The sequence below is a fragment of the Paenibacillus sp. SAFN-117 genome (assembly GCF_051966115.1).
GTDB classification, from domain to species: Bacteria; Bacillota; Bacilli; order Paenibacillales; family NBRC-103111; genus Paenibacillus_L; species Paenibacillus_L residui.
Genome location: NZ_JBQCLK010000005.1, coordinates 90,394 through 110,753, shown reverse-complemented (window position 1 = coordinate 110,753; position 20,360 = coordinate 90,394). Strand labels below are relative to the sequence as shown.

Annotated in this window: 18 protein-coding genes, 1 pseudogene and 1 other annotated feature; of the genes and pseudogenes, 12 read left to right on the top strand and 7 right to left on the bottom strand. The window is 51.5% G+C overall.

The genetic code is table 11. From position 1 onward, the window contains the following. The first annotated feature begins 52 nt into the window (after positions 1-52). Genes ACTHRH_RS05140 through ACTHRH_RS05130 form a run of 3 tightly spaced genes read left to right on the top strand, consistent with a single transcriptional unit; the run spans position 53 to position 2,222 of the window. Positions 53-610, top strand: coding sequence for a DUF1697 domain-containing protein (locus tag ACTHRH_RS05140; RefSeq protein WP_379287648.1), 558 nt, complete (start codon positions 53-55; stop codon positions 608-610). Between the two features lie 14 nt (positions 611-624). Beyond that, positions 625-1,917, top strand: a complete 1,293-nt coding sequence (locus tag ACTHRH_RS05135) for an aminotransferase class I/II-fold pyridoxal phosphate-dependent enzyme (protein WP_440414407.1) — start codon at positions 625-627, stop codon at positions 1,915-1,917. After that, complete coding sequence (locus ACTHRH_RS05130) at positions 1,917-2,222, top strand: hypothetical protein (protein ID WP_379287644.1); 306 nt, start codon at positions 1,917-1,919, stop codon at positions 2,220-2,222. The genes ACTHRH_RS05135 and ACTHRH_RS05130 overlap by 1 nt, the downstream gene beginning before the upstream one ends. Positions 2,223-2,727: 505 nt before the next feature. Here ACTHRH_RS05130 and ACTHRH_RS05125 read toward each other — a convergent pair. Continuing rightward, positions 2,728-3,603, bottom strand: a complete 876-nt coding sequence (locus ACTHRH_RS05125) for a LysR family transcriptional regulator (protein ID WP_440414405.1) — start codon at positions 3,601-3,603, stop codon at positions 2,728-2,730. A gap of 158 nt (positions 3,604-3,761) precedes the next feature. Here ACTHRH_RS05125 and ACTHRH_RS05120 point away from each other — a divergent pair. After that, positions 3,762-4,909 (top strand): annotated as a pseudogene (locus ACTHRH_RS05120) (MFS transporter). Between the two features lie 61 nt (positions 4,910-4,970). Here ACTHRH_RS05120 and ACTHRH_RS05115 read toward each other — a convergent pair. Further along, positions 4,971-5,165, bottom strand: coding sequence for a hypothetical protein (locus ACTHRH_RS05115; RefSeq protein WP_144940258.1), 195 nt, complete (start codon positions 5,163-5,165; stop codon positions 4,971-4,973). Between the two features lie 77 nt (positions 5,166-5,242). Here ACTHRH_RS05115 and ACTHRH_RS05110 point away from each other — a divergent pair, with 77 nt between their 5' ends. From ACTHRH_RS05110 to ACTHRH_RS05090, 5 genes are all read left to right on the top strand, one after another. Further along, the gene (locus ACTHRH_RS05110; protein WP_144940260.1) at positions 5,243-6,154 is read left to right on the top strand and encodes an NADP-dependent oxidoreductase; all 912 of its coding nucleotides are present in this window, start codon (positions 5,243-5,245) and stop codon (positions 6,152-6,154) included. A 344-nt stretch (positions 6,155-6,498) separates the two neighbouring features. Further along, positions 6,499-7,701, top strand: a complete 1,203-nt coding sequence (locus ACTHRH_RS05105; protein ID WP_379287637.1) for a D-alanyl-D-alanine carboxypeptidase family protein — start codon at positions 6,499-6,501, stop codon at positions 7,699-7,701. 203 nt (positions 7,702-7,904) lie between these two features. Beyond that, complete coding sequence (locus ACTHRH_RS05100; RefSeq protein WP_379287635.1) at positions 7,905-8,759, top strand: hypothetical protein; 855 nt, start codon at positions 7,905-7,907, stop codon at positions 8,757-8,759. A 296-nt stretch (positions 8,760-9,055) separates the two neighbouring features. Beyond that, positions 9,056-10,921 carry an extracellular solute-binding protein gene (locus ACTHRH_RS05095; RefSeq protein ID WP_379287633.1) on the top strand — a complete coding sequence of 622 codons (1,866 nt, stop codon included), beginning with the start codon at positions 9,056-9,058 and terminating at the stop codon, positions 10,919-10,921. A gap of 148 nt (positions 10,922-11,069) precedes the next feature. After that, positions 11,070-11,870, top strand: coding sequence for an alpha/beta fold hydrolase (locus ACTHRH_RS05090; protein ID WP_379287631.1), 801 nt, complete (start codon positions 11,070-11,072; stop codon positions 11,868-11,870). 9 nt (positions 11,871-11,879) lie between these two features. Here the strand turns inward: ACTHRH_RS05090 and ACTHRH_RS05085 are convergent, their stop codons facing one another. Next, positions 11,880-12,539 carry an SIMPL domain-containing protein gene (locus ACTHRH_RS05085; protein WP_379287629.1) on the bottom strand — a complete coding sequence of 220 codons (660 nt, stop codon included), beginning with the start codon at positions 12,537-12,539 and terminating at the stop codon, positions 11,880-11,882. Positions 12,540-12,773: 234 nt separating this feature from the next. Here ACTHRH_RS05085 and ACTHRH_RS05080 point away from each other — a divergent pair, with 234 nt between their 5' ends. Together ACTHRH_RS05080 and ACTHRH_RS05075 are read left to right on the top strand one after the other, a co-directional pair. Next, positions 12,774-13,346, top strand: coding sequence for an AAA family ATPase (locus tag ACTHRH_RS05080; protein ID WP_379287627.1), 573 nt, complete (start codon positions 12,774-12,776; stop codon positions 13,344-13,346). A 258-nt stretch (positions 13,347-13,604) separates the two neighbouring features. Continuing rightward, a complete protein-coding gene (locus ACTHRH_RS05075; RefSeq protein WP_379287624.1) occupies positions 13,605-14,528 on the top strand; it encodes an MsnO8 family LLM class oxidoreductase in 924 nt (307 codons plus the stop codon). Positions 14,529-14,567: 39 nt separating this feature from the next. On the opposite strand, the gene ACTHRH_RS05070 is transcribed toward ACTHRH_RS05075, so the two are convergent. After that, positions 14,568-15,470, bottom strand: a complete 903-nt coding sequence (locus tag ACTHRH_RS05070; RefSeq protein ID WP_379287621.1) for a TetR/AcrR family transcriptional regulator — start codon at positions 15,468-15,470, stop codon at positions 14,568-14,570. 222 nt (positions 15,471-15,692) lie between these two features. Further along, positions 15,693-15,933: a binding site (T-box leader), on the top strand. A gap of 49 nt (positions 15,934-15,982) precedes the next feature. On the opposite strand from ACTHRH_RS05070, the gene ACTHRH_RS05065 reads away from it, so the two are divergent. Continuing rightward, positions 15,983-17,158, top strand: coding sequence for an aminotransferase class I/II-fold pyridoxal phosphate-dependent enzyme (locus ACTHRH_RS05065; RefSeq protein WP_440414399.1), 1,176 nt, complete (start codon positions 15,983-15,985; stop codon positions 17,156-17,158). Between the two features lie 181 nt (positions 17,159-17,339). Here ACTHRH_RS05065 and mgtE read toward each other — a convergent pair whose 3' ends face one another. The 3 genes from mgtE to ACTHRH_RS05050 all read right to left on the bottom strand — a co-directional run. After that, complete coding sequence (gene mgtE, locus ACTHRH_RS05060) at positions 17,340-18,698, bottom strand: magnesium transporter (protein WP_440414397.1); 1,359 nt, start codon at positions 18,696-18,698, stop codon at positions 17,340-17,342. Between the two features lie 261 nt (positions 18,699-18,959). Next, the gene (locus ACTHRH_RS05055; RefSeq protein ID WP_440414395.1) at positions 18,960-19,877 is read right to left on the bottom strand and encodes a phosphotransferase family protein; all 918 of its coding nucleotides are present in this window, start codon (positions 19,875-19,877) and stop codon (positions 18,960-18,962) included. A 220-nt stretch (positions 19,878-20,097) separates the two neighbouring features. Further along, positions 20,098-20,360: hypothetical protein (locus ACTHRH_RS05050; RefSeq protein ID WP_440414393.1), on the bottom strand; the 263-nt coding region annotated here is incomplete at its 5' end.

The following is a 20,360-nucleotide window of genomic DNA, read 5'->3' as shown; positions in this document are numbered from 1 at the left end:
ATATAATCAGAAAGAGCACGAACCGGCCGTCATAAGGGAGGAAATCGGGAATATGCCAATCTGCATTGCTTTATTACGGGGAATTAACGTCAGCGGGCAGAAGATTATAAAGATGGATCAGTTGTCCGCTATTTTCGAATCGTTAGGCTTTCAAAATGTGCAAACCTATATACAAAGCGGGAATGTTGTTTTTCTAGCGGTGGAGGAGGAAAGCGAGGTCCGGGTCCATAAAATCGAAAGCCGGCTCCAGGAGGAACTTGGTTATGAGGTTACCGTAGTTCTAAGAACGATGGAGGAGTTGAAGGAGGTTGTGGAACGGAACCCTTATGACCTGCCTTCCCTCACTCCGGATGAGAAGGTGTATGTCAGCTTTCTTAGTGGGGAACCGGCGCAAGAAGCCAAGGATCGGTTATTGTCTTATAAAAATGAAATAGATGATTATCGTCTCCGCACCCGGGAAGTTTACATTCTATGCCGCAAAGGCTACGGGAAATCTCTGTTTTCCAATAATTTTCTCGAGAAAAAGCTTGGTCTGGCGGCTACGACACGCAACTGGGCCACAGTCAAAAAGCTTGTAGCAATGGCCGAAAGCTTAAGGAGCAAAGGATAAGGAGGGACACGACAATGAGTGATTTCCATACGTTGAGCACAGAGGAATTACACGAATACCGTTTCCGGCTGCAAGAGCAGTATAACCGGTTCCGTAGCCAAAAGCTGAAACTGGATATGTCCAGAGGGAAGCCTAGTCCCGAACAACTGGATTTGGCTAACGAAATGCTGGGTCTGATCCGCTCCGGGGATGATTTTCTGGCCAAGAATGGTGTAGATACCCGTAACTATGGGGGCTTGGACGGGATTCCCGAGGCGAAGGAGTTGTTCGCCCCAATGCTGGAGGTTCATCCGGAGGAAATCATCATAGGCGGGAACTCCAGCCTCAATATGATGCATGATACGATAGCTAGAGCTATGCTGCATGGAGTATGCGACAGTGAAATTCCGTGGGCCAAGCTGCCTGTTGTCAAATTTCTGGCCCCCGCACCGGGGTATGACCGGCACTTTGCTATCTGCGAGCTGTTCGGCATCGAAATGATAACGATAGACATGCTGCCGGACGGGCCGGATATGGATACGGTAGAGAGGCTCGTGAGCGAGGACGAAGCAATCAAAGGAATATGGTGTGTGCCCAGATACAGCAATCCGGAGGGGATCACGTATTCGGATGAAGTGGTCGACCGGCTGGCCTCGATGAAGACGAAGGCCGGCGATTTTCGAATTTTCTGGGATGACGCCTATGCCGTACATCACTTAACCGATCGGCCCGCATCGCTGAAGAACATTTTGACGGCATGTAAAGAAGCCGGTAATCCGAATAGGGTTTTCCTGTTCGGATCTACATCGAAGATCAGCTTCTCGGGATCCGGCGTAGCCATGATGGCATCCAGTCAAGGGAACCTGGATTGGACGAGGAAGCTTCTTTCCGCAGAAACCATCGGCCCCGACAAGATTAATCAGCTTCGGCATGTCCGCTTTTTTAAGAGCTTGGATGGAATCATGGAGCATATGGCCAGACACGCGGCTATCCTGCGGCCCAAATTTGAGCGGGTGCTTGAAATCCTCGATTCCGAATTGGGCGGTAAATCGATAGCTTCCTGGAGCCGGCCTCAAGGAGGATATTTTATCAGTCTGAACACATTGGACGGCTGCGCCAAAGCGGTGGTCGAGATGGCAGCCGGCGCGGGAGTCGTGCTGACCAAGGCAGGAGCCACCTATCCATACGGTATAGATCCCCGTGACCGGAACATACGTCTCGCCCCTTCGTATCCGTCTATGGAAGAGCTGACGACTGCTATTCAAGTGCTGTGCCTATGTGTTCAGTTAGTGTCTATTAACAAGCTGTTGAAGGATGGGTCCAAGTAATGTCCGGAGAAGCTCTGGCCGTTCAGACCTGTATTGAAATCCGCAGGGAAATCCGGGGGATAGAGGAAATCATCACCGAAGCCTCCTATGAAATGAAGCTTTACGAAGACGAAATCACAGTCAGACGGGAAAGATTTCCGCTTCATGATGTTTTCGACATCTCCTTTTTCCGCAATCACCGGGAGGAGGGGGCGATTGGTTTTTTATATTTGCACACAAAGAATGGAGTCCGGACCTTCTATATTAGGGAAAATCCTGACATGCTTATTGAAGTCTACAAAAAATTGTCCGCAAAAGAGCTTTAGCCGATATACGACAACACCTGCCGCTGAGGCAGGTGTTTTTATTTTTTTGCCACATAAGAGTTCCTATTGGCTTAAAAACTTTCACTTTCGCAGAGCGAAATTGGTCCAAAGGTTTGATGTGACTGGCTGATGAAATATAAGTTTGGATATAGATCCTGCACAAACTATCGCTTTCTACTTTGAAAATCCGTCTATTTTCATTTTCTTCTGGTGCCGTTGCAAGCGGGAATGGCGCGTCTAATTGGAAAAAACGACTTAACTGTATTCTATACAGTTAGATTCCAGCGAATGGCAGAAAGTGATTGAAGTAAATGGAAAAACTCCATTTAGAATCGAGTTTTTTTGCTGAAATCGCCTTTTGAGCGCAAACTAGCTGCAGGTTTTCCACTTAGTTTCCGTCTTTCGCCCTCAGAGGAACAAACTAGCTGTATGAAATCCAGTTAGACGTCCATGACGAAAGAGTTGGATACGTTACCGAGCTTTTCGACAAAGAATCGTTGCGAAGTTATTGCAGTTTGGCAAAATGCCGGACAAGGAAGTCCCGGAATTGTAGGGCCGCCCGGGAAAGGTAGCGGTTTTCCAGCCAAGCGATATGGAAGGTGCGCTGACAAACAGGACGGTCGATACGAAGCTTAATTAAAGGTGTTTCCGCGTCCCCTTTGCAAGCACCGACGAAAGCGACGCCGAGTCCGGCCCGAACCAGGTTGCCGATAGCGGTCGGTTCGTCAACTTCGCACACGACGTTAGGACGAAATCCCGCGGCCCGGCAGAATGCATCATTCATCTTTCGAAACGGATACCCCTCCTTATAGCCGATGAATGGCTCATGGGCCACCTCGCTCAAGCAGATGCTGTCCCGCTCCGCCAATCGGTCCCCGCTAGGCACGGCCAAGTAAACCTCCTCATTCAACACAGGAAGAGCACAAATTCCAGGCTGTTCAATCGGCATCGCGGTAAAACCAAAATCGACCTCGCCATTCTCAATCAATTGCCCCATATCTTCCATGGAGGCTTGGGTAATGCGAAAGTTGACCTTCGGGTATTGAGCCAGGAATGCGCCTATCGGCTCGGACAGCCGGTTGAGGGTCGATGTCGCCAAGTAAATGCTGCCGTGCTCCATACCCGCCAGATCGGCGACTTCTCTTCTTCCTTCTTCCAGCAGCGATAACGCGGCCTCCGCTTTCTTCAAAAATGCTTTGCCGTATGCATTAAGCCGAATTTGCCGCCCTTGACGGTCAAACAGCGGGACGCCCAAATCCTCCTCCAGCCGGGAGATGGTCTTGCTTAATGCGGGTTGAGCAATATGAAGCTCCTGGGCCGCCCGGGTCATATGCTCGAGTCTGGCGACGGTGCGGAAATAGTGTAGCTGCAGTAATTCCATAGCCCATTGGTCCTCCATTCATATACTTCAGTATATATATGCATAAATAAAATAGTATTTTTCTTTATGTATTACTCATTGTAGAATGAATTCTGCCGGAGGACAATCGGCAATTTATAAGCAGTTGGGTTGGACCGGATGGGAAAGGAGAGGAAAAAATGGAGAGCGGCAGACCGCAGAAAGCCGGAGAGAGCCTGATGCGTATTCTTGCCGTCACTTTGGTTCTTACAGTGATGAGCGCAACTATGTTCAACATCGTACTTCCCGAAATCCGCCTGGACTTTCATCTGACCTATGCGCAGGTGAGCTGGGTCTCTTCCGCCTATATGCTTACCTATGCCATAGGCTCGGTGACCTACGGGAAATTTGCCGATATTTATAAGCTCAAGCATTTGCTGACCTTCGGGTTGATTTTTTTCGCGGTCGGCTCCATGATTGGCCTGGCTTCCCAAGCCTACTGGATGGTGCTTCTGGGCCGGGTTTTGCAGGCCGTTGGCGCTTCAGTCATTCCTGCTGCCGCCATGATCATCCCCAGCCGGTACTTTCCCCCGGAAACCCGTGGGAGAGCCTTAGGGCTATCCGCCGCAGGACTGGCGCTCGGCAGCGCCGTTGGACCGGTCGTCTCTGCACTTGTCGTCAGTCTGGTTCATTGGCGGTGGCTGTTCTGCATGCCGCTGCTGGTTTTGCCTATGCTGCCTTTATTTCGCAAATATTTAGGTGATGAGGAGAGGAAGAAGGGAAAATACGACGGGCTGGGGGGAAGCTTGTTGGCCGGAGCCGTCGCCCTGCTGCTTCTGGCCGTCACATATGAAAAGGGCGGATTGGCAGCCGCCGGCTTAATAGGCTTCTTGTTATTTATAGCGCGAATCCGCTATACGGCGGAACCTTTTGTCCGGCCTCATCTGTTCAAGAATAGAAGCTACTCGCTTGGCTTGGTAATGGCCTTTCTGGCGGGAGGGATTGGCTACTCCTTTCCTTTTCTAAGTCCGCAGCTTTTTTCCAATGTTTATCATTTGGTCCCGGGAGCGATCGGGCTCGCCATGTTTCCGGCTGCCATTTCTTCCGCCTTGCTGGGAAGAATTTTATGGCGGGTTCCGTCGCCGCTGTCATGTACAGCAAAGTGATGGACCATGGCCCCATCGTCGCCTTCAATCCGATAAACGCTTATTCTAATGCGTTTGTTTTCAGCAACATTTATTTTTTCCTGGCGGTTGGGTATACGGGAATTATTGTGTTGTATTATCTGCAATTCGACAGGGAGGCGAGAAAGCGGCGAAGTCTGGCAGGAGGTATGGCGGAAGGCTAGAATCGGGGAGAATTCAATGTCTACGACAAACGTTTCAAATGGCTGTAAGCTTTGTTCGCAATCAACTGGGTTCTTGGGTAATACGGATATTACCATAGATGTGATCGTAGGTCGTCATCACTTTCTGATCGGGAAGAGACGGATTAATGAAACTTGTCAGCGCAGCCCAGCGGAAGCTGGAAGCTGCCAGAGGATTATAAGCAAAATAGACAGATGAAAGGATGGATAGAACATGGCCCTGTGTGAATTTAGACATTCCTCAGCTGCCCTGAGTGTGGGAAGAAATCTCCGTGTGAAGCGGCTTTATATTAGATCAGAGGGAGGGGAACAAAGATGAAGGCAGCGGCTTTTCATTCCTTCGGCCCTCCGGAGGTTCTGCAGCTTGTGGATTTAGAGGCGCCGCATGCGGGTCCCGGCCAGGTCCGGGTTCACGTTAAGGCGGCTGGCGTGCAGCCATTCGATACTGCGGTGCGAACCGGCTGGCAGCCACCGGGCGCCTCCGTGAAGTTCCCGCAGATTCCGGGCAATGAATTCGCGGGTGTGGTGGATCAAACCGGGGAGGGGGTCAGCGGCTTCTCCATCGGTGATGAAGTGCTGGGCTACCGGATATTGGGATGCTACGCCGAATATGTCGTCGTCCCTGCCGATCAGCTCGTCCTCAAGCCGCAGGGCATGCCCTGGGAGGAAGCCGCCGTCCTGTCCGCCTCCGGCCAGACCGCGTATACAGCGCTGCGGGAGCTTGAAGTGGGGCCGGGCGACACGGTACTGATTCATGCGGCGGCAGGTGGAGTAGGTACTATGGCGGTGCAGCTGGCCAAGGCCTGGGGCGCGACCGTGATCGGCACCGCCAGTGAGCGCAACCACGACTATCTCCGCTCGCTGGGCGCGATTCCCGTCACCTATGGTGACGGTCTGGTCGCCAGGGTGCGGGCGCTGGCACCGGACGGAGTGGATGCGGCCTTCGATGCCATCGGAGGCGAGGCGCTCCATGCATCGGTGGAGCTGGTGCACAGCAAGGACCGCATCGGCACGATTGTCGACCATGCCCTTGCGGAGCGGCTGGGCGTGCGCGGCATCCGCAGCCAGCGGTCTGCTGCACGGCTGGCCGAGCTTGTCGGCCTGTATGTTCAAGGCAAGCTGTTTGTCCATGTCTCAGGCAAATATCCGCTGCATCAGGCCGCTGCTGCTCACCGGCAGGTTGAGAGCGGCCACGTTCGCGGGAAGATAGTCCTGACGATCGGCTAGAGGGGATGGGCAGCGGTTTTGGGGGCTCTCGCTTGTCAAACAAACGGTAGAGATGCACGACGAAACGGTCTCTGCAGGCCAAAGGGTTACGATAACCGTTGGTTTCCCGGGAAAGGCACGCGTCATGGATCGTCCAAAAGAAGACGTTTCCTGCACTTTAGAGCAGGAGCGTTTTCTTTTTTTCGTGTCGGTTTGAATTTGCATGCTTGTTTTGATATCATTTTTCAAAAAGTTAATGTTTCCGATATATTTCGAGGATGAACGGCAAATGGTTTTCTTGATGGAATGGAGAGCTCTATTTGTTAACGTTATCTACGTTTAAGATAAAGAAAAGGAAGAAAGCAATGAAACCTATTTTCTATGCCCTGATTCTTTTATTATTAATGCCGTTAATGACCCCTTTCCAAAATACAGCATACGCCATGGAAGAAGAGAAGCCTGTAACGCTTCATAGTGAAGCGGTTATTTTAATAGACGGAACTACCGGCCAGGTCTTGTATGAGAAAGACAGCGACCGTCCGATGTACCCGGCGAGCATCACGAAAATCGTCACCGGTATTATCGCTTTGGAGAACGGGAATTTGGAGGATATGGTAACGGTTAGCGAAGCAGCCCGCAATGTAGAAGGGACCCGGGTATACTTGCTGGAAGGAGAGCAGGTTCCGCTATTGAAACTGGTGCAGGGAATGCTGATCAATTCAGGCAATGATGCCGCTACCGCGATAGCGGAATATTTTGACGGCAGCGAAGCGAAGTTTGCCGAACGGATGAACGAGTTTGTCCGCGACAAGATTGGGGTTACGAACACCACCTTCCAAAATCCGCACGGCCTGTTCAATGAAAATCACCAAACGACCGCACGCGACATGGCGCTAATTACGCAGTATGCCATGCAAAATCCGCAGTTTCGCTCCATAGTTGGAACGAAGGAGCTGGGGTGGAACGGGGAAGGCTGGAAAACGACCATTTACAATCATAACAAGCTTCTATGGCGGTATGAGGGAACCACTGGAGTGAAGAACGGGTATGTGGACGAGTCCGGCCATACATTAGTAGCCTCCGTTAAGAGAGGGGACTCCGAATGGATTGCCGTAACCTTGAAAGCCGCTTCATCCGAATTCGCCTATAGCGATATGGAAGCCTTGTTCAATTACGGCTTTGAACAATTCCGGACAAACCGGGTTGTCTTGAATCCTTCCCTCTTCCAGACTTATCTGGACCGCTATGTCATTCCGGAGGAGCTGGTCTTCACAAGCAGGAAGGATGAAAATTTCGTTATCCAAATCAACGATGCCTCGGGACAAATGGTCGTATCAAGCCTGGAAGGACAGAACCTGTATACCGAAGATTTGGAGTCGATCGCTGCGGCAGCTTCCAGGAATAGGAGTTCCGAGAAGCAGCAGGAGGATAACCCGGAAGGCGCCTCGATAGAGAAAAAGGCGGTTCCCTACAAGCTTGGCACCGGCACCACCTTTGTCCTAACCATTTTCATCACACTCGTATTCCTGATCTTGAGGAAAAGAATAAAGAGAAAAAATGCTCTATAGTCCGTGTTTTCGATAGCTGCAGCGAACTCTTGCAAAAGGGGGAGGCTGCTTTTTTATTTCTCAAAAAAAATAGAACAGCATCATGTCAATTTATGGTATGTTAAACTCATCGGTGGCGAAATAGCGGTTTCACAGACACAGGAGTCCCTTTGATTTGTTATTTTCGTCATTCGCAAATCCTCTTGGCATGGAGTGATAAAAAAATGAATTTGAGCGAGCTTGCCAAACAAGTGGAGACAGGGAAGTTCAAGCAGCATCTGGAAAAGCATTTTCCGGAAGATGTGGCTTTACGTTTGGGCGGGATGACCGCTGCGGAGATCGAGAGGGAATTCAAGCAAGTAATCCAAGTTCCCATCCGGTTATCCGGGGAAATGGGCCATGAGCTGTTTGAATTATTTTACACGGCCTCGTGGTTTAATCTGTTTGACCGATTGCAGGTACCTGCCGATGGTATGCTTTTTGAAATCGCTGCGGGGGACACGGTTTATATTCCTAAAGCATTGGATGCCTATTCCAGTGTCGCGAAATATGTTACCGCTAATCTAAACAAGGAATTATCCGAAAATTTTATGAGGAAGACGGCAAGCTTACGGATCGACATTCGGGTAATCCAGGATGATGGCATTCATATTTTGGATTATTATCCGGAAGGATCCTTCGATGTTGTATCCCTTCACCATGCCGTCAATGATATTATTCAGACGATCATAGCAAACCAAGAGGGAATCGATACAGTAAATAGCAATTGGTGGACGATAGAGCCTCAGATGCTGCAAGCCGTGATGGCCTATCACAACCGGGGGGAACTAAAAAATGCGGCATACGGGGGCTTTATCGGCATCATCGAGACTTTGGGGAAATTGTTAAAGCCGGGAGGGTACATGATTTTCGATAATTGTACGCATGAAGGTTACGAAAAACTGGGTTATTCCTCGGAATTTCACAGCGCCTACATTCAGCTGGCCAGGGAATGGATACAGGAAGCGAATCTGGGATTGGAAGAAGTAAAGTTGGAGGCATACGACAGCAAGTGGTGGATGGTTTTGCGCAAATTGTGAAGAAGAGAATGGAATATTCCGGACGTTTACACGCATAGAAGGGCTCTTGCAGGCGAGGAATGTCCGGAAGGGAGGAAACAAGACACACTTGAACATGTCGGAAATATTTTGCAATACATATTGGACCGGCATGGCGGCCGTATGGATGAACTACGAAGGTCCTAGAATTAACTGGATTAAGGGATTAATAGATTTTATACAGCAAATTCGCTGCAATGAAGCAATGGATAGATGACCTGAGAAAAGATCGCTGCCATTAGAAGCGGAGACGGGTCATAAGAAAAGGAGGAACAGGTATGAGGAGAAAAAAACAACGGCGGAGAGCCGCGCTGGCCGTAACCGCAGCCACCACATTAATCAGCTCCGCAGCGGCATGGGCAGAAGCGGCGCCGGCGGCAGCGGAAGCCTATACGGGGAGCGGCCCGGCCGCACAGGGGACGACGGATAAAATTCCCGGCTTCCATCTGACATTCGAAGGTGTCATGGTGAATTTGTCGAATCCTCCGGTGCTGGTGGGCGATACGATGATGGTTCCGGCCCGGGCTCTGCTGGAGGGGCTCGGATATCGGCTGGAATGGGACGACGCCGAGGCCGCTTTGACGGCCAGCCGCCCGGCAGGCCCGACGCTTAAGTATTGGGTAGGTCGCCAGGAGGCGGTGAGAGAAGGAAGTACGGTGTACACCCTTCCGGAAGCCCCTTACCTGGACGAAGGACTGCTCTGGATTCCTCTTCGTCCGGCGGCGGAGATGAGCGGGCTGGAGGTGCTGTGGAATGCTGCGGACCGATCGGTGACGGTCAGAGATCCGGATGCCCGGATAGCCTTCAGCGTGGGGACCCGGGCGGACAGCGGGGGATACGGCACGCCGGAACGTTTGCTCGATTATATGAAGCGGGAGATGAGGACAGATATCCGCTTCACCTTAATTCCGCCCGATCATTACAGGGAGAAGGTGAACCTGATGATTGCCGCCGGCGATCCGACCGATTTGATGCTGATCGCGCGGCCGTATGATTATGATGATGAGCTGTTTCGCTCGATCGCTTCCGATCTTACGGATTTGCTGGAGGACTTCCCGAGGCTTCGGGCGCTGGCCGAGAGCGAATCGCACTCTGTACGAACGATAGACGGCCGGGTATATGGCATCCCTCGGCCATTCGACTCCCAGAATGCCGCTTTCCCGGTCATTCGCCAGGATTGGCTGGACAGGCTCGGTTTAGCCACTCCGAGAACGATGGATCAGCTATATGAGGTGCTTTGGAAATTTGCCAAAACCGATCCCGACGGTGACGGAAAGGACAACACCGTTGGTCTGACAGGTCGGTTGACCGTTAACGGACTTGGTTCCTTCACCTGGGTGGAGCAGGTCTATACCGGGAGCCCGGCTCGTTTTGCCGTGAAGAATGGAGAGGTGCTGGATGCAGCGGCGGAAGCCGGCGAGCGGCGGGCGCTGGGCTGGCTCGCCCGTGCTTATGAGAATGGAGTGCTGGATCCGGAGGCTCCCATTGTAAAGGATGAGCATGTCACCGAGCGATTGCTGCAGAACCGGGCCGGAGCAGCGGCTTTGACGCTCGATCAGGCGGCCGCGCTAATGGCGGATTCGGACCTTACGGACAAGTGGGCTCCGATTTGGGTTCCACTGCCTTCCCTTGGAACCGAGACGACGGAGCCGGTCGCTCCATGGAATGCGGAAGGTTCGGGCACATATATTATTCCGCGCACGGTTCCTCATGACAAGGCCATGAAAATTTTGGAGTGGCTGGATCAAGGATTAGCCATGCAGCAATCCGGGGAATGGGAACGAGTCCCCGGAATGGAAGAAGCAGACCGCTCCGCGGTTGCGAATTTGTTCGGAAGCACAGATCTGCTGCAGTCCTTCGGAAGCCCGGTCCAACAGCTTCCCGATGCCGTCCGACAACGGTATGAGGAAACGGTTGCCGATTGGCGCCAAGCTTCATATGAACGGAAAACGCTGCCCAAAGCCGACCGTGTACTTCGCAACAAGGAGTATATCCAAATGAATGAAGAGCTGGAGAAGCTGAAGGTTCATGTCATCATCGGAAAGGCGACGCTTGAAGATTGGGACCGTCACATCGAAGAAATGAAGAAATCCGACACCTATCGGCGGATGATGGCCGAGCTCCAGGCGCTGCTGTCTGAATGAGGAAGAGTTAGGGGGCGTCTGAGAGGACGCCTCTTCTTTCTGCTTAGAAAATCATTCTGTTATATCAATCAGCCAGCCGGCCTTGCATTCTGCGCTGTCCGGGATGTCTATATGGTAAAATGAACAAAAAGGCGAGGAGGCCGGAGAGATGTTTGTGAAGGAAGAGGGGAGCCGGGATTCTCCCATGCTTGTATTGATCCATGGCGGAGGAGTCAGCGGCTGGATGTGGGGCCGGCAGGTGGATTATTTTCAAAATTGTTATCGGGTGGTCCCCGATCTTCCCGGCCATGGAAAGAGCAGAGACATCCCGTTTCAATCGATTAACGATACAGCCCGACAGATCATAGAAATCATTCAAAATAAAAGAAACGGTCGGGAGGTGACTCTTGCCGGCTTCTCTCTCGGGGCGCAAATAGCGTTTGAGGTCCTTAGTTTGCAGCCCGAAATTGCCGATTATGCGGTGATTAACAGTGCGCTTGTCATTCCGATGAAGTCTATTCGTCCTTTCCTTAGACCCATGACTAAACTATCGATGCCGCTCGCCAAAAACAGAAGATTCGCCAAGCTCCAGGCCAAAGCACTGTATGTAGGCGAAGAGCAATTTGAAGCGTATTATAAGGAATCCAGCAGCATGAGCACGGACACTCTTCTTCGCATTCTTGAGGAAAACATGTCCTACCGAATTCCGCCGGGCTTCGGGCAGAGCCATGCCAAGATTCTCATCTTGGCCGGAGGAAGGGAGAAAAAAGCGATTCTCCAATCCGCCGCTGCCCTAGCCGAAAGTAACGATTACTGCGCGGCTTATACCGTTCCTGGAATCGGACACGGCATTTCTCTTGCCGCCCCCGGTCTGTTCAATCAAATTTTGGAAGCCTGGATGACGGACACGGACTTGCCGGAGGGAGCCCGCCCGCTGAATGGACAAAGAGGGGCGCGCAGCGATCACTGATCCGGTGCCTCAAGCGAATGAATACCACACTCTAACCGATGCCCGGACCGTCAACTCTCCGGGCTGGATGGGAGTGGCCGCACTTTCCGCAAGCATGGGGGCTTGATAGAAGAGAGGTTCAACGGAGCGTGAGAGCTCCTGAACTTTACCGGGTACTGCGGCAAGGGAGACCCCCAGTGCACGGGCCAGTGCCGCCGCCTTGCGCCGGGCGTCGCGAACGGCCAACGAAAGAGCCTCGTTACTGTACCTTTCGGGATGAGCCAGGGTGAATCGGATGCCGGTGACGATGTTGGCTCCATGAGCTACGGCGGTGTCAACAATAGCTCCTGTTTGCTCCACTTTCCCGGTACTGATTTGCAGAAGATGGGTCACTTTATACCCCCGAAAGACGGACTGGCCCTCCGGATAATCGTATTGGGCTTCAATCCGGTAATCGGACGTCTGGATTTTCTGCTGGGGGATTTGGAGCTGCTGCAGGGCCTGGATGATGTTCGTTACTCTACCGGCATTCTCGGACTGGACCGTCTGCAGGACGGGGCCTTCCGATACGGCCCCCAACACGATCAAGGCCTGATCGGGAGGAGCTTGCAGCGCTCCTTCCCCCAGCACTTCGATTACGGACGGGGACGGAGTGCGGAACGGGAACTTGTTCATTGGATAACCATACATGGCCGGACTCCTTTCTTATCAGTATAGAAAGCTTTGGGCTAGAGGAGAATTTACCTTAAATGTATGGGAAACTGGCCGGGAAGATTCTTGCCGAGACATAGTTCAACGAAATTTCCGGCCATTTGAAACAGGCAGCACCGTCTGGACTCCCAAAAAACCAATCGTACTAGGATAATGTTTGGTTTAGCGATGCAGTTGGAAAAATAAAATCCATCTTGGTAGGAGGATAACCGCATGAAAGACGATCGTATTGCCCCGCTTGAAGCGTTGGAGCAGGGTATTTTTCTGATAAGCGGAATAATGGCTTCCGGCAAATCCACCGTCGCCCAACAGCTCGCCGAACGCTTTGCCAGAGGGGTCCATCTCCGGGGGGATACCTTCCGTCGAATGATCGTTTCCGGGCGGGAAGAGATGCTGCCGGACGCTACGGAAGAAGCGGTGAATCAATTGAATTTGCGCTACCGAATTGCCGCCTCCGCCGCGGACGAATATTGCAGGGCCGGCTTCGCCGTTGTCGTGCAAGATGTTATCGTGGGCCCAAGCCTCGAACGGTTAGTGGATTGGATCCAGAGCCGTCCTTTATTCGTCATTGTTTTGAATCCGAATATGGAAACGGTAGCCCGTAGAGAAGCCGCTCGCCCCAAGAAAGGCTATGGCCCCGGCTCCTGGACTATTTCCGGACTGAATGATGTGCTCATCAAAGAAACCCCGCGAATCGGATGGTGGCTGGATAGCTCGGATCTGACGCCGGAGGAAACGGTGAATGAGATTCTGGAAAAGGCGTGGACTCTTGCCCGGATCAAGTAAAGATAACGGCCAGGAGACCTTAAACCGCAAGGTAGGCATAAAGCGGGTTACGTTGGTCAGCGCCGAATTAGTCAGGTTAAACATTTATATAATTAATAATTAATGTCATTAAATAATGGTGAATATCCCGCGCCATATTCCGCAAATGAGGAGTTCCTTTCAGACTGTGATAAAATGGGGTTAGCAAGTTTTTCGCGCATTGGCATGGACAAGTTTATCCCAATGATCACATCCATCCGCAGAAAGAAGTGAGTGATAGTGAAGCTAAGTGTACTGGATCTGGTTCCTGTCCTGGGAGACGCCGATTCGGCAACGGCTCTGAAACAGGCGGCCGAGCTTGCAGGAACGGCGGAACAGCTAGGGTATCATCGTTACTGGGCGGCGGAGCATCATGATCTCCCCCATTTGGCCTGCCCGGCGCCCGAAGTGCTGCTGGCCTATATTGGAGCGCGGACACATCGGATTCGCCTCGGATCGGGAGCGCTTCTGCTGCCGCATTATTCGCCGATGAAAGTGGCGGAGACCTTCCGGCTTCTGGCCGCATTGTGCCCCGGACGGATAGACCTGGGAATCGGCCGGGCGCCCGGGGGATCGGCTCATGTGAGCATCGCCTTGAGCGGCAATTTTCTGGAAAATGTCAGAAAGATGCCGGAAACGCTCGAGGCTCTGGCCGAGCTGCTGACGGACCGCTATCGGTTGGACGGGCAATCGGTTACCGCACGCCCGATTCCGCCTTCTCCGCCGGAAATATGGATGCTTGGCACGAACCACCGCAGCGCTGCCTATGCATCCAAGCTCGGAGCCGGATATGTATTCGGTCATTTCATGAGCGATCGGGATGGGGAAGAAGTATTGTCTACCTACAGGAAGGAGTTCCAGCCGTCTTCTCTTACCCCGGAACCTCGCGCGATGGCAGCCGTCAGCATAATCTGTGCGGAAACCGAGGAGAAGGCTTATCGGCTGGCGGCCGAAGGGAGGGCCCGGTTTGAGCCTAAAGAGTTGCCCAAGGATGGGGCTGCCCGGGAACATCAAGCATTAATCGGAACGCCTGAGCAAGTGAAGGCGGGGCTGCTGCAGTATCGGGACCGATACCGGGTAGAGGAATTTCTTGTCGTCACGCTGACAGGGGACTACGAAAGCCGTCTGCATTCCTACAAGCTGTTGGCGGAGGCCTGTCTTTAAATCCATTTGACAGGCACTTTATACGATGGCCGACTTTTTTCACAGTCCATGAACTTGATTAATCCATTGCACCAATGGTTTGATTGGTTCCCGGACCGCCTCCAGATGCTGAAGATTGGCCAGCATTCCGCGAAGAACGACCCGCCGGGGCCGGCTTGCCAACAGCTCCTGTTCCAGTATACTCAGGGAGTCCAGGGCATCCTGGCGTTCCTCCGGGTCAATCTGCGCATTAGCGAGATCATTGCGCAAATTCTGTATAAGAAGCAGGGGAGGGGGAGCGCAGGCTCCATCTTTATACAGTGCCTCGAAAATCTGCGGCCAGTTGCTTTCCGAAATCAGGGGCTCAGGCAAGTCTTTGAGCATGCCCCTGGCAACATAATCAACGCTGTTCAGAATATAACGGCTGATTTGATCGACCTTAAGCTCAATATTAGCCAACATCTTAAGCCCCATCAGGGTGGAGATTATCCCCCCCATGAGCACCGAAGCATCCAGCGCATAGCGGGCGAAGGATTCCCCATAAACCTCGATTAAGGATTCGCGCAGCTCTTTAATCGTTTTGGTATGGACCTCGCGCAAAAACTGCTTGATTTTCTCGTTCGTAAAGCCGGGATTTTCCCGAATCTGGAGAGTGACGAATTCGGGGTAATCGAGCCACATCATTAAATGAACCTCGATTTTTTTGAGCAGCCGTTCCTGTGGGGCCAGCCGCGTATCCCGCTCAATCCACTGCATTCGTTCGTCACTGAGTCTGTAGTAGTACTTGTAAATGTCCATCAGCAGTTCTTCCTTGGAGGAAAAATGCAAATAAATGCTTCCCTTGGACATGCTGCAGTACTGGGCAATTTCCTGCATCGTTGTTTGTAAATATCCTTGTGTTGCGAAAAGCTTCATGGCAGATACAAGAATCTGCTGCTTCTTATCCGGCGCTTTGTCCCGCACGGTGTCCATCCCCTCCGAAAAGAGATCCGTTCTGTGGCTTGGTTTGAACCCATAGTAACTGAGCATCCGCCGGATTGTCAAACGCCCTGTCCCGCCAATCGTTTGTTCAATCTCCGGTAATGACTTCGTTTCGGCTTTCGTACGTGTATTTTTTGAAAAATATGTCTTGCATTATGAACGGCCCCTAATTATAATGGGGAACATATCAATCGATCGCATAGTTCAAATTCGATGAAGAGAAAGAGTAAGTTAACGATCCGATCCTGCAGAGAGTTGGGGGAGCTGAGAACCAACGTTCGGATTTTAGCTGAATGCCGTCTCCGAGAAGCAGGCTGAAAGTGAAGTAAGCTCTGCCGCAGGTCCAGCGTTACAGGGAACGCGTATTGATGGATACGTTGCAGAGTGTCATGACGTTTTGTCGTGAAACTAGGGTGGTAACACGGGTATTTCGCTCGTCCCTTGACAGGGGCGGGCTTTTTTATTTTCTGGAATTCATTAAGGAGGAGCGTCCCATGACAAATCGATCCATGAACGACTATTTATCCCCGGCTGTGCGGAGTATTCCTCCTTCAGCCATCCGCAAATTTTTTGATTTGGTTGAGGGCAGCAAGGATGTCATTTCGCTCGGAGTAGGGGAGCCGGATTTCGTCACCCCGGCGTTGGTTAGGGAGGAATGCGTGCGGGCATTGGAAAGGGGAAGAACAACCTACACTCCGAACGCCGGACTGCCCGAGCTCAGGGAAGAGATTGCCAATTACTTATATAATCAATTCCAGGTCAAATACGAGCCGGCCAATGAGGTGCTGGTGACGGTCGGCGGTAGTGAAGCGATCGATCTGGCGCTGAGGGCATTGGTGACGGAAGGCGATGAAATCTTGATTCCGGTCCCTTGCTACATTTCGTATTCGCCGATTACTTCACTCGGAGGAGGCGTTCCTGTTGAGATAGAGACCTTTGCCAAGGATGGCTTCAAGCTTACGGCCGAGGGGCTGAAGAGCAAAATCACTCCTCGCTCCAAGGTGCTGGTCGTCTGCTATCCGAACAACCCGACCGGAGGAATAATGACTTATGAAGATTGGCTGCCAATCGCGAAAATCGTTGAAGAGCACGATCTGATCGTCATTTCGGATGAAATTTACGCCGAACTGACTTATGACAACAAGCATGTCAGCTTCGCATCCCTGCCGGGGATGAAGGATAGAACCCTTCTGGTCAGCGGATTCTCCAAGGCCTTCGCCATGACCGGCTGGAGAATGGGATATGTCTGCGGCCATCCGGAGCTTATCGCCGCAATGACGAAAATTCATCAATACACGATAATGTGCGCCCCGATATTGGGACAGATCGCGGCCATAGAATCACTGCGGAACGGTCTGGAGGAAAAGGACCGCATGATGGAATCGTACAATCGGCGGCGAAGAATGATCGTTCAAGGGCTGCGGGAGATCGGATTGCCTTGTCACGAGCCGAACGGGGCGTTCTACGCTTTTCCGTCCATAGCGGAAACGGGGCTCAGCTCCGAGGAATTCGCCCATCGTCTGCTCGCCGAGGCCAAGGTCGTTACGGTACCCGGCTCTGCGTTCGGTCTAGGCGGGGAAGGCTTCATCCGATGTTCCTATGCCACTTCCGTGATTCAGCTTCAGGAGGCCTTGACGAGAATGGAACGATTTATCCGGGCGATCCGGTGACAAATTAGCTCATAGTTTCCGTATAACACAACGGGGCGGAAAGTGAGGACAGCGCAGACAACAAACCGTCCGGATATAATTCCCCGGACGGTTATTGCCGCAATTAATAAGACTTCGTCAACACTGTTTTATGTGGATGATAAAAGTCCCCGGCTGCATAACAGCCCGTAAAAAGTACGTCTCACATTAAATAGCTGATAAACATCGAAGCCGTGCCAAAATAGACGGTTAACGAAAAAATATCGTTCAAAGTTGTAATAAGTGGTCCCGAGGCGACCGCCGGATCTACCTTGCAGCGATAGAGAATGAGCGGGATCACCGTGCCGGCCAGTGTTCCGATAATCAATGTCAGGAACAGGGAGCTTCCCACGACCAAGCCGAGAAAGGGGCTGCCCTGCCAGAAATAGGCGATTCCGGCAATTAACAGTCCGCAGGTCGTTCCGATTATGAGTCCGACTCCGAATTCACGGGAAATCAGCTTAATAACGGCTCGTCGGTCTAAATCCTGAGAGGCCAGACCACGCACTACGACAGCGAGCGATTGGGTTCCCGTATTCCCCGTCATTCCGGCAATCATGGGCATGAAGAAGGCAAGAGCGACTACCTTCTGCAATGTTTCCTCGAATCCGCTTATAATACTGCCCGATACCAATCCGAGGAAGAGCAGCAGAATGAGCCACGGCAGCCTGCGGATAGAAGCGGTTATGGCCCCGGTATCGAAATCGATCGTTTTGCCGGAAGCTGCGAATTTGCCTAAATCCTCGTTGGCTTCCTGGATAAAAACGTCAATGACATCGTCAACCGTTACGATTCCTACCAGGCGCTCCTCGTCATCCACGACCGGAACGGAAATAAAGTCATAACGCTCGATGAGCCGGGCGACTTCTTCCTGGTCGGCATGAACGTTGACCGAGATAACTCTGGTGAACATGATATCGTCTATTTTTTGGTCGATGTCCGAAAGCAGCAAATCCCGGTACGAAACGACGCCGACCAATTTTTTCTGACTGTCCAGGACGTACAGATAGTATAGGTTTTCGGCCAATTCGGCGAAAATTTTCAGCTTGTCGATCGCTTCCCGCACCGTAAAATGCTTCTGAATCCAAACATAACGGTTTGTCATAATTCCCCCGGCCGTTTCCGGAGGATATTTCATCAGATTTTTAACGGACTGCTGTTCTTCTTCCTTCATGACGGCGAGGATTTCCTCGATTTTATCTACGGACAGCTTGCCCAGCAAGTCCGCCAGATCGTCATTTTGCATCAAATCCATAACGGTTGGCAGCTTGTCGACTCCGAGTTTTTGTAAAATTTCAATTTGTGCCTTGGCATCCAGCTCTTGAATAAGTGCGGCAATTTGCTCGGGAGTCAAGAAGAGCAGAAATTTCGTATGATGCTTGTCAGGAAGATTTTTATAAAGAACAGCCAGGTCATAGGGCTGCAGTTCGTCGATAATCGTTTGGAACGTCTCGCGGTTTTGTTCTTTCAGGTGCTTGATAATAAGCAGGGTAAGTTGGTCTTCAGTCATTTGCATAACCATGGCTACACCTCTTTTCGATATATCTGTAACGGATCGGACCTGTTCTAACGGAGGATTCCACCACGGCAACACAGCTCCAGAACGCACAATGCGACGCCCGATGACGGCCATCGGACGCAATGAGATTAAAGGATGTGTAAAATTGGATGTTCATCCTCATTATTCCACACAGATCTTGGAATTATTTATCCCGGAATGGGCAATAGGAAGCGAACGACGGAGTAAGAAGAGGGGGGAGAGGGAGGAGACTATACAGAGCAATCAACCAGGATTTAGTTCCAATGAACGAAGAAGCTGTGAAAGCTTAGTCCTATTTTCTTCACCTGTCCCACCATATTCTGCACTTCGTGCGGTAAACGATTCTAAATAAAATAACAGCTTGCAAAAAGAACGCTTCAGGGCGAATGACGTATCCAGGGTCTGCACTTGGGTGTACCCTTTATAAAAAGGCGATAGGCTTCCCGGGCAGTCGGATTCCAGTCGATCCTCCGTTCGAAAATCGAAGACGGGGTCTCCTGAATGGGCGAATTCGAAACCAATCCATCCCGTAATCCATCCATTATGCTGCCACAGCTGCCCCATATGAAAGTGGCCATGAAGGAAGGAAGCCGCCTTCACCCGTTCAAATAGGGGGCGCAGGTGATCCAGCACCGCTTTGATTCGGGCAACGGTCGACTTCTCTATAGCATCGGCATTAATCGCCCGCCGGGCTATTCGGCGAAACTGATCCTGAATGTATCGGTAACCGTCAGACAGGCCATTAATCTGTCTGGAAGTGAAGCCCGGCAGAGAATGACCATGCAGTATGGCGAGATGCCTGCCTGCTTCCATGGCCAGCCGCTCCCGGTCTTGCATTTCCAGACCTGGCCAGCTTTCGCTTACCGGGGATCCGGGCGGGCATATCGTTATCAGAAAGCTGCGGGGAATCACCTGGCGGCTTTCGTCATAGAGCACCATTTCGGGCACCGGCAAAGACGAGGCCAGGATCCGATAAGCTTCCGCTTCCGAGCGTAAACCGTTCACGGCCGAGTCCCCTGCAGAAAGATGAACTATATGGCTGCCGTTAACGACAAACCTTTGATTCCCCTGACAGGGCAGCGGAATCAACTGCTGGATTTCGCCCAATTGATGTTCCTGCCATATTAGCTGTATCTCCGCTTCCGCATTTCCCGAATCCATGGCTATCCCCTCGCTTTCTCATTAAATCGTGTCGTTGGACACAATTCAGTTGTTAAAATTAAATACACTTATTTCGCGCCGAAGCCGTAAAATATGACGGAATAAGAGTCAAAATACACTTATTTCCTGTCACAAACCTCGAATGTAACGAAATAAGAGTACAGACGCATTTATTGAGCCTCGGAAGCCACAAATGGTTAGAAATAAAAGTATAAATGCATTAATTTCCTTCCGAAAGCCTCATATGCGCATCAAAAGCAACCTCTAAAGAAGAATTCGACGACATCTTTGGGTTTTCTTCAATAGGAAGCTTTTTATACGATGCAAGCTTGGACTGCCCTGTGCACAGGCCCGGCTGAATCGCATCAAAAGCAACCTCTAAAGAAGGATTCGACGACATCTCTGAGTTTTCTTCAATAGGAAGCTTTTTATACGATGCAAGCTTGGACTGCCCTGTGCACAGGCCCGGCTGAATCGCATCAA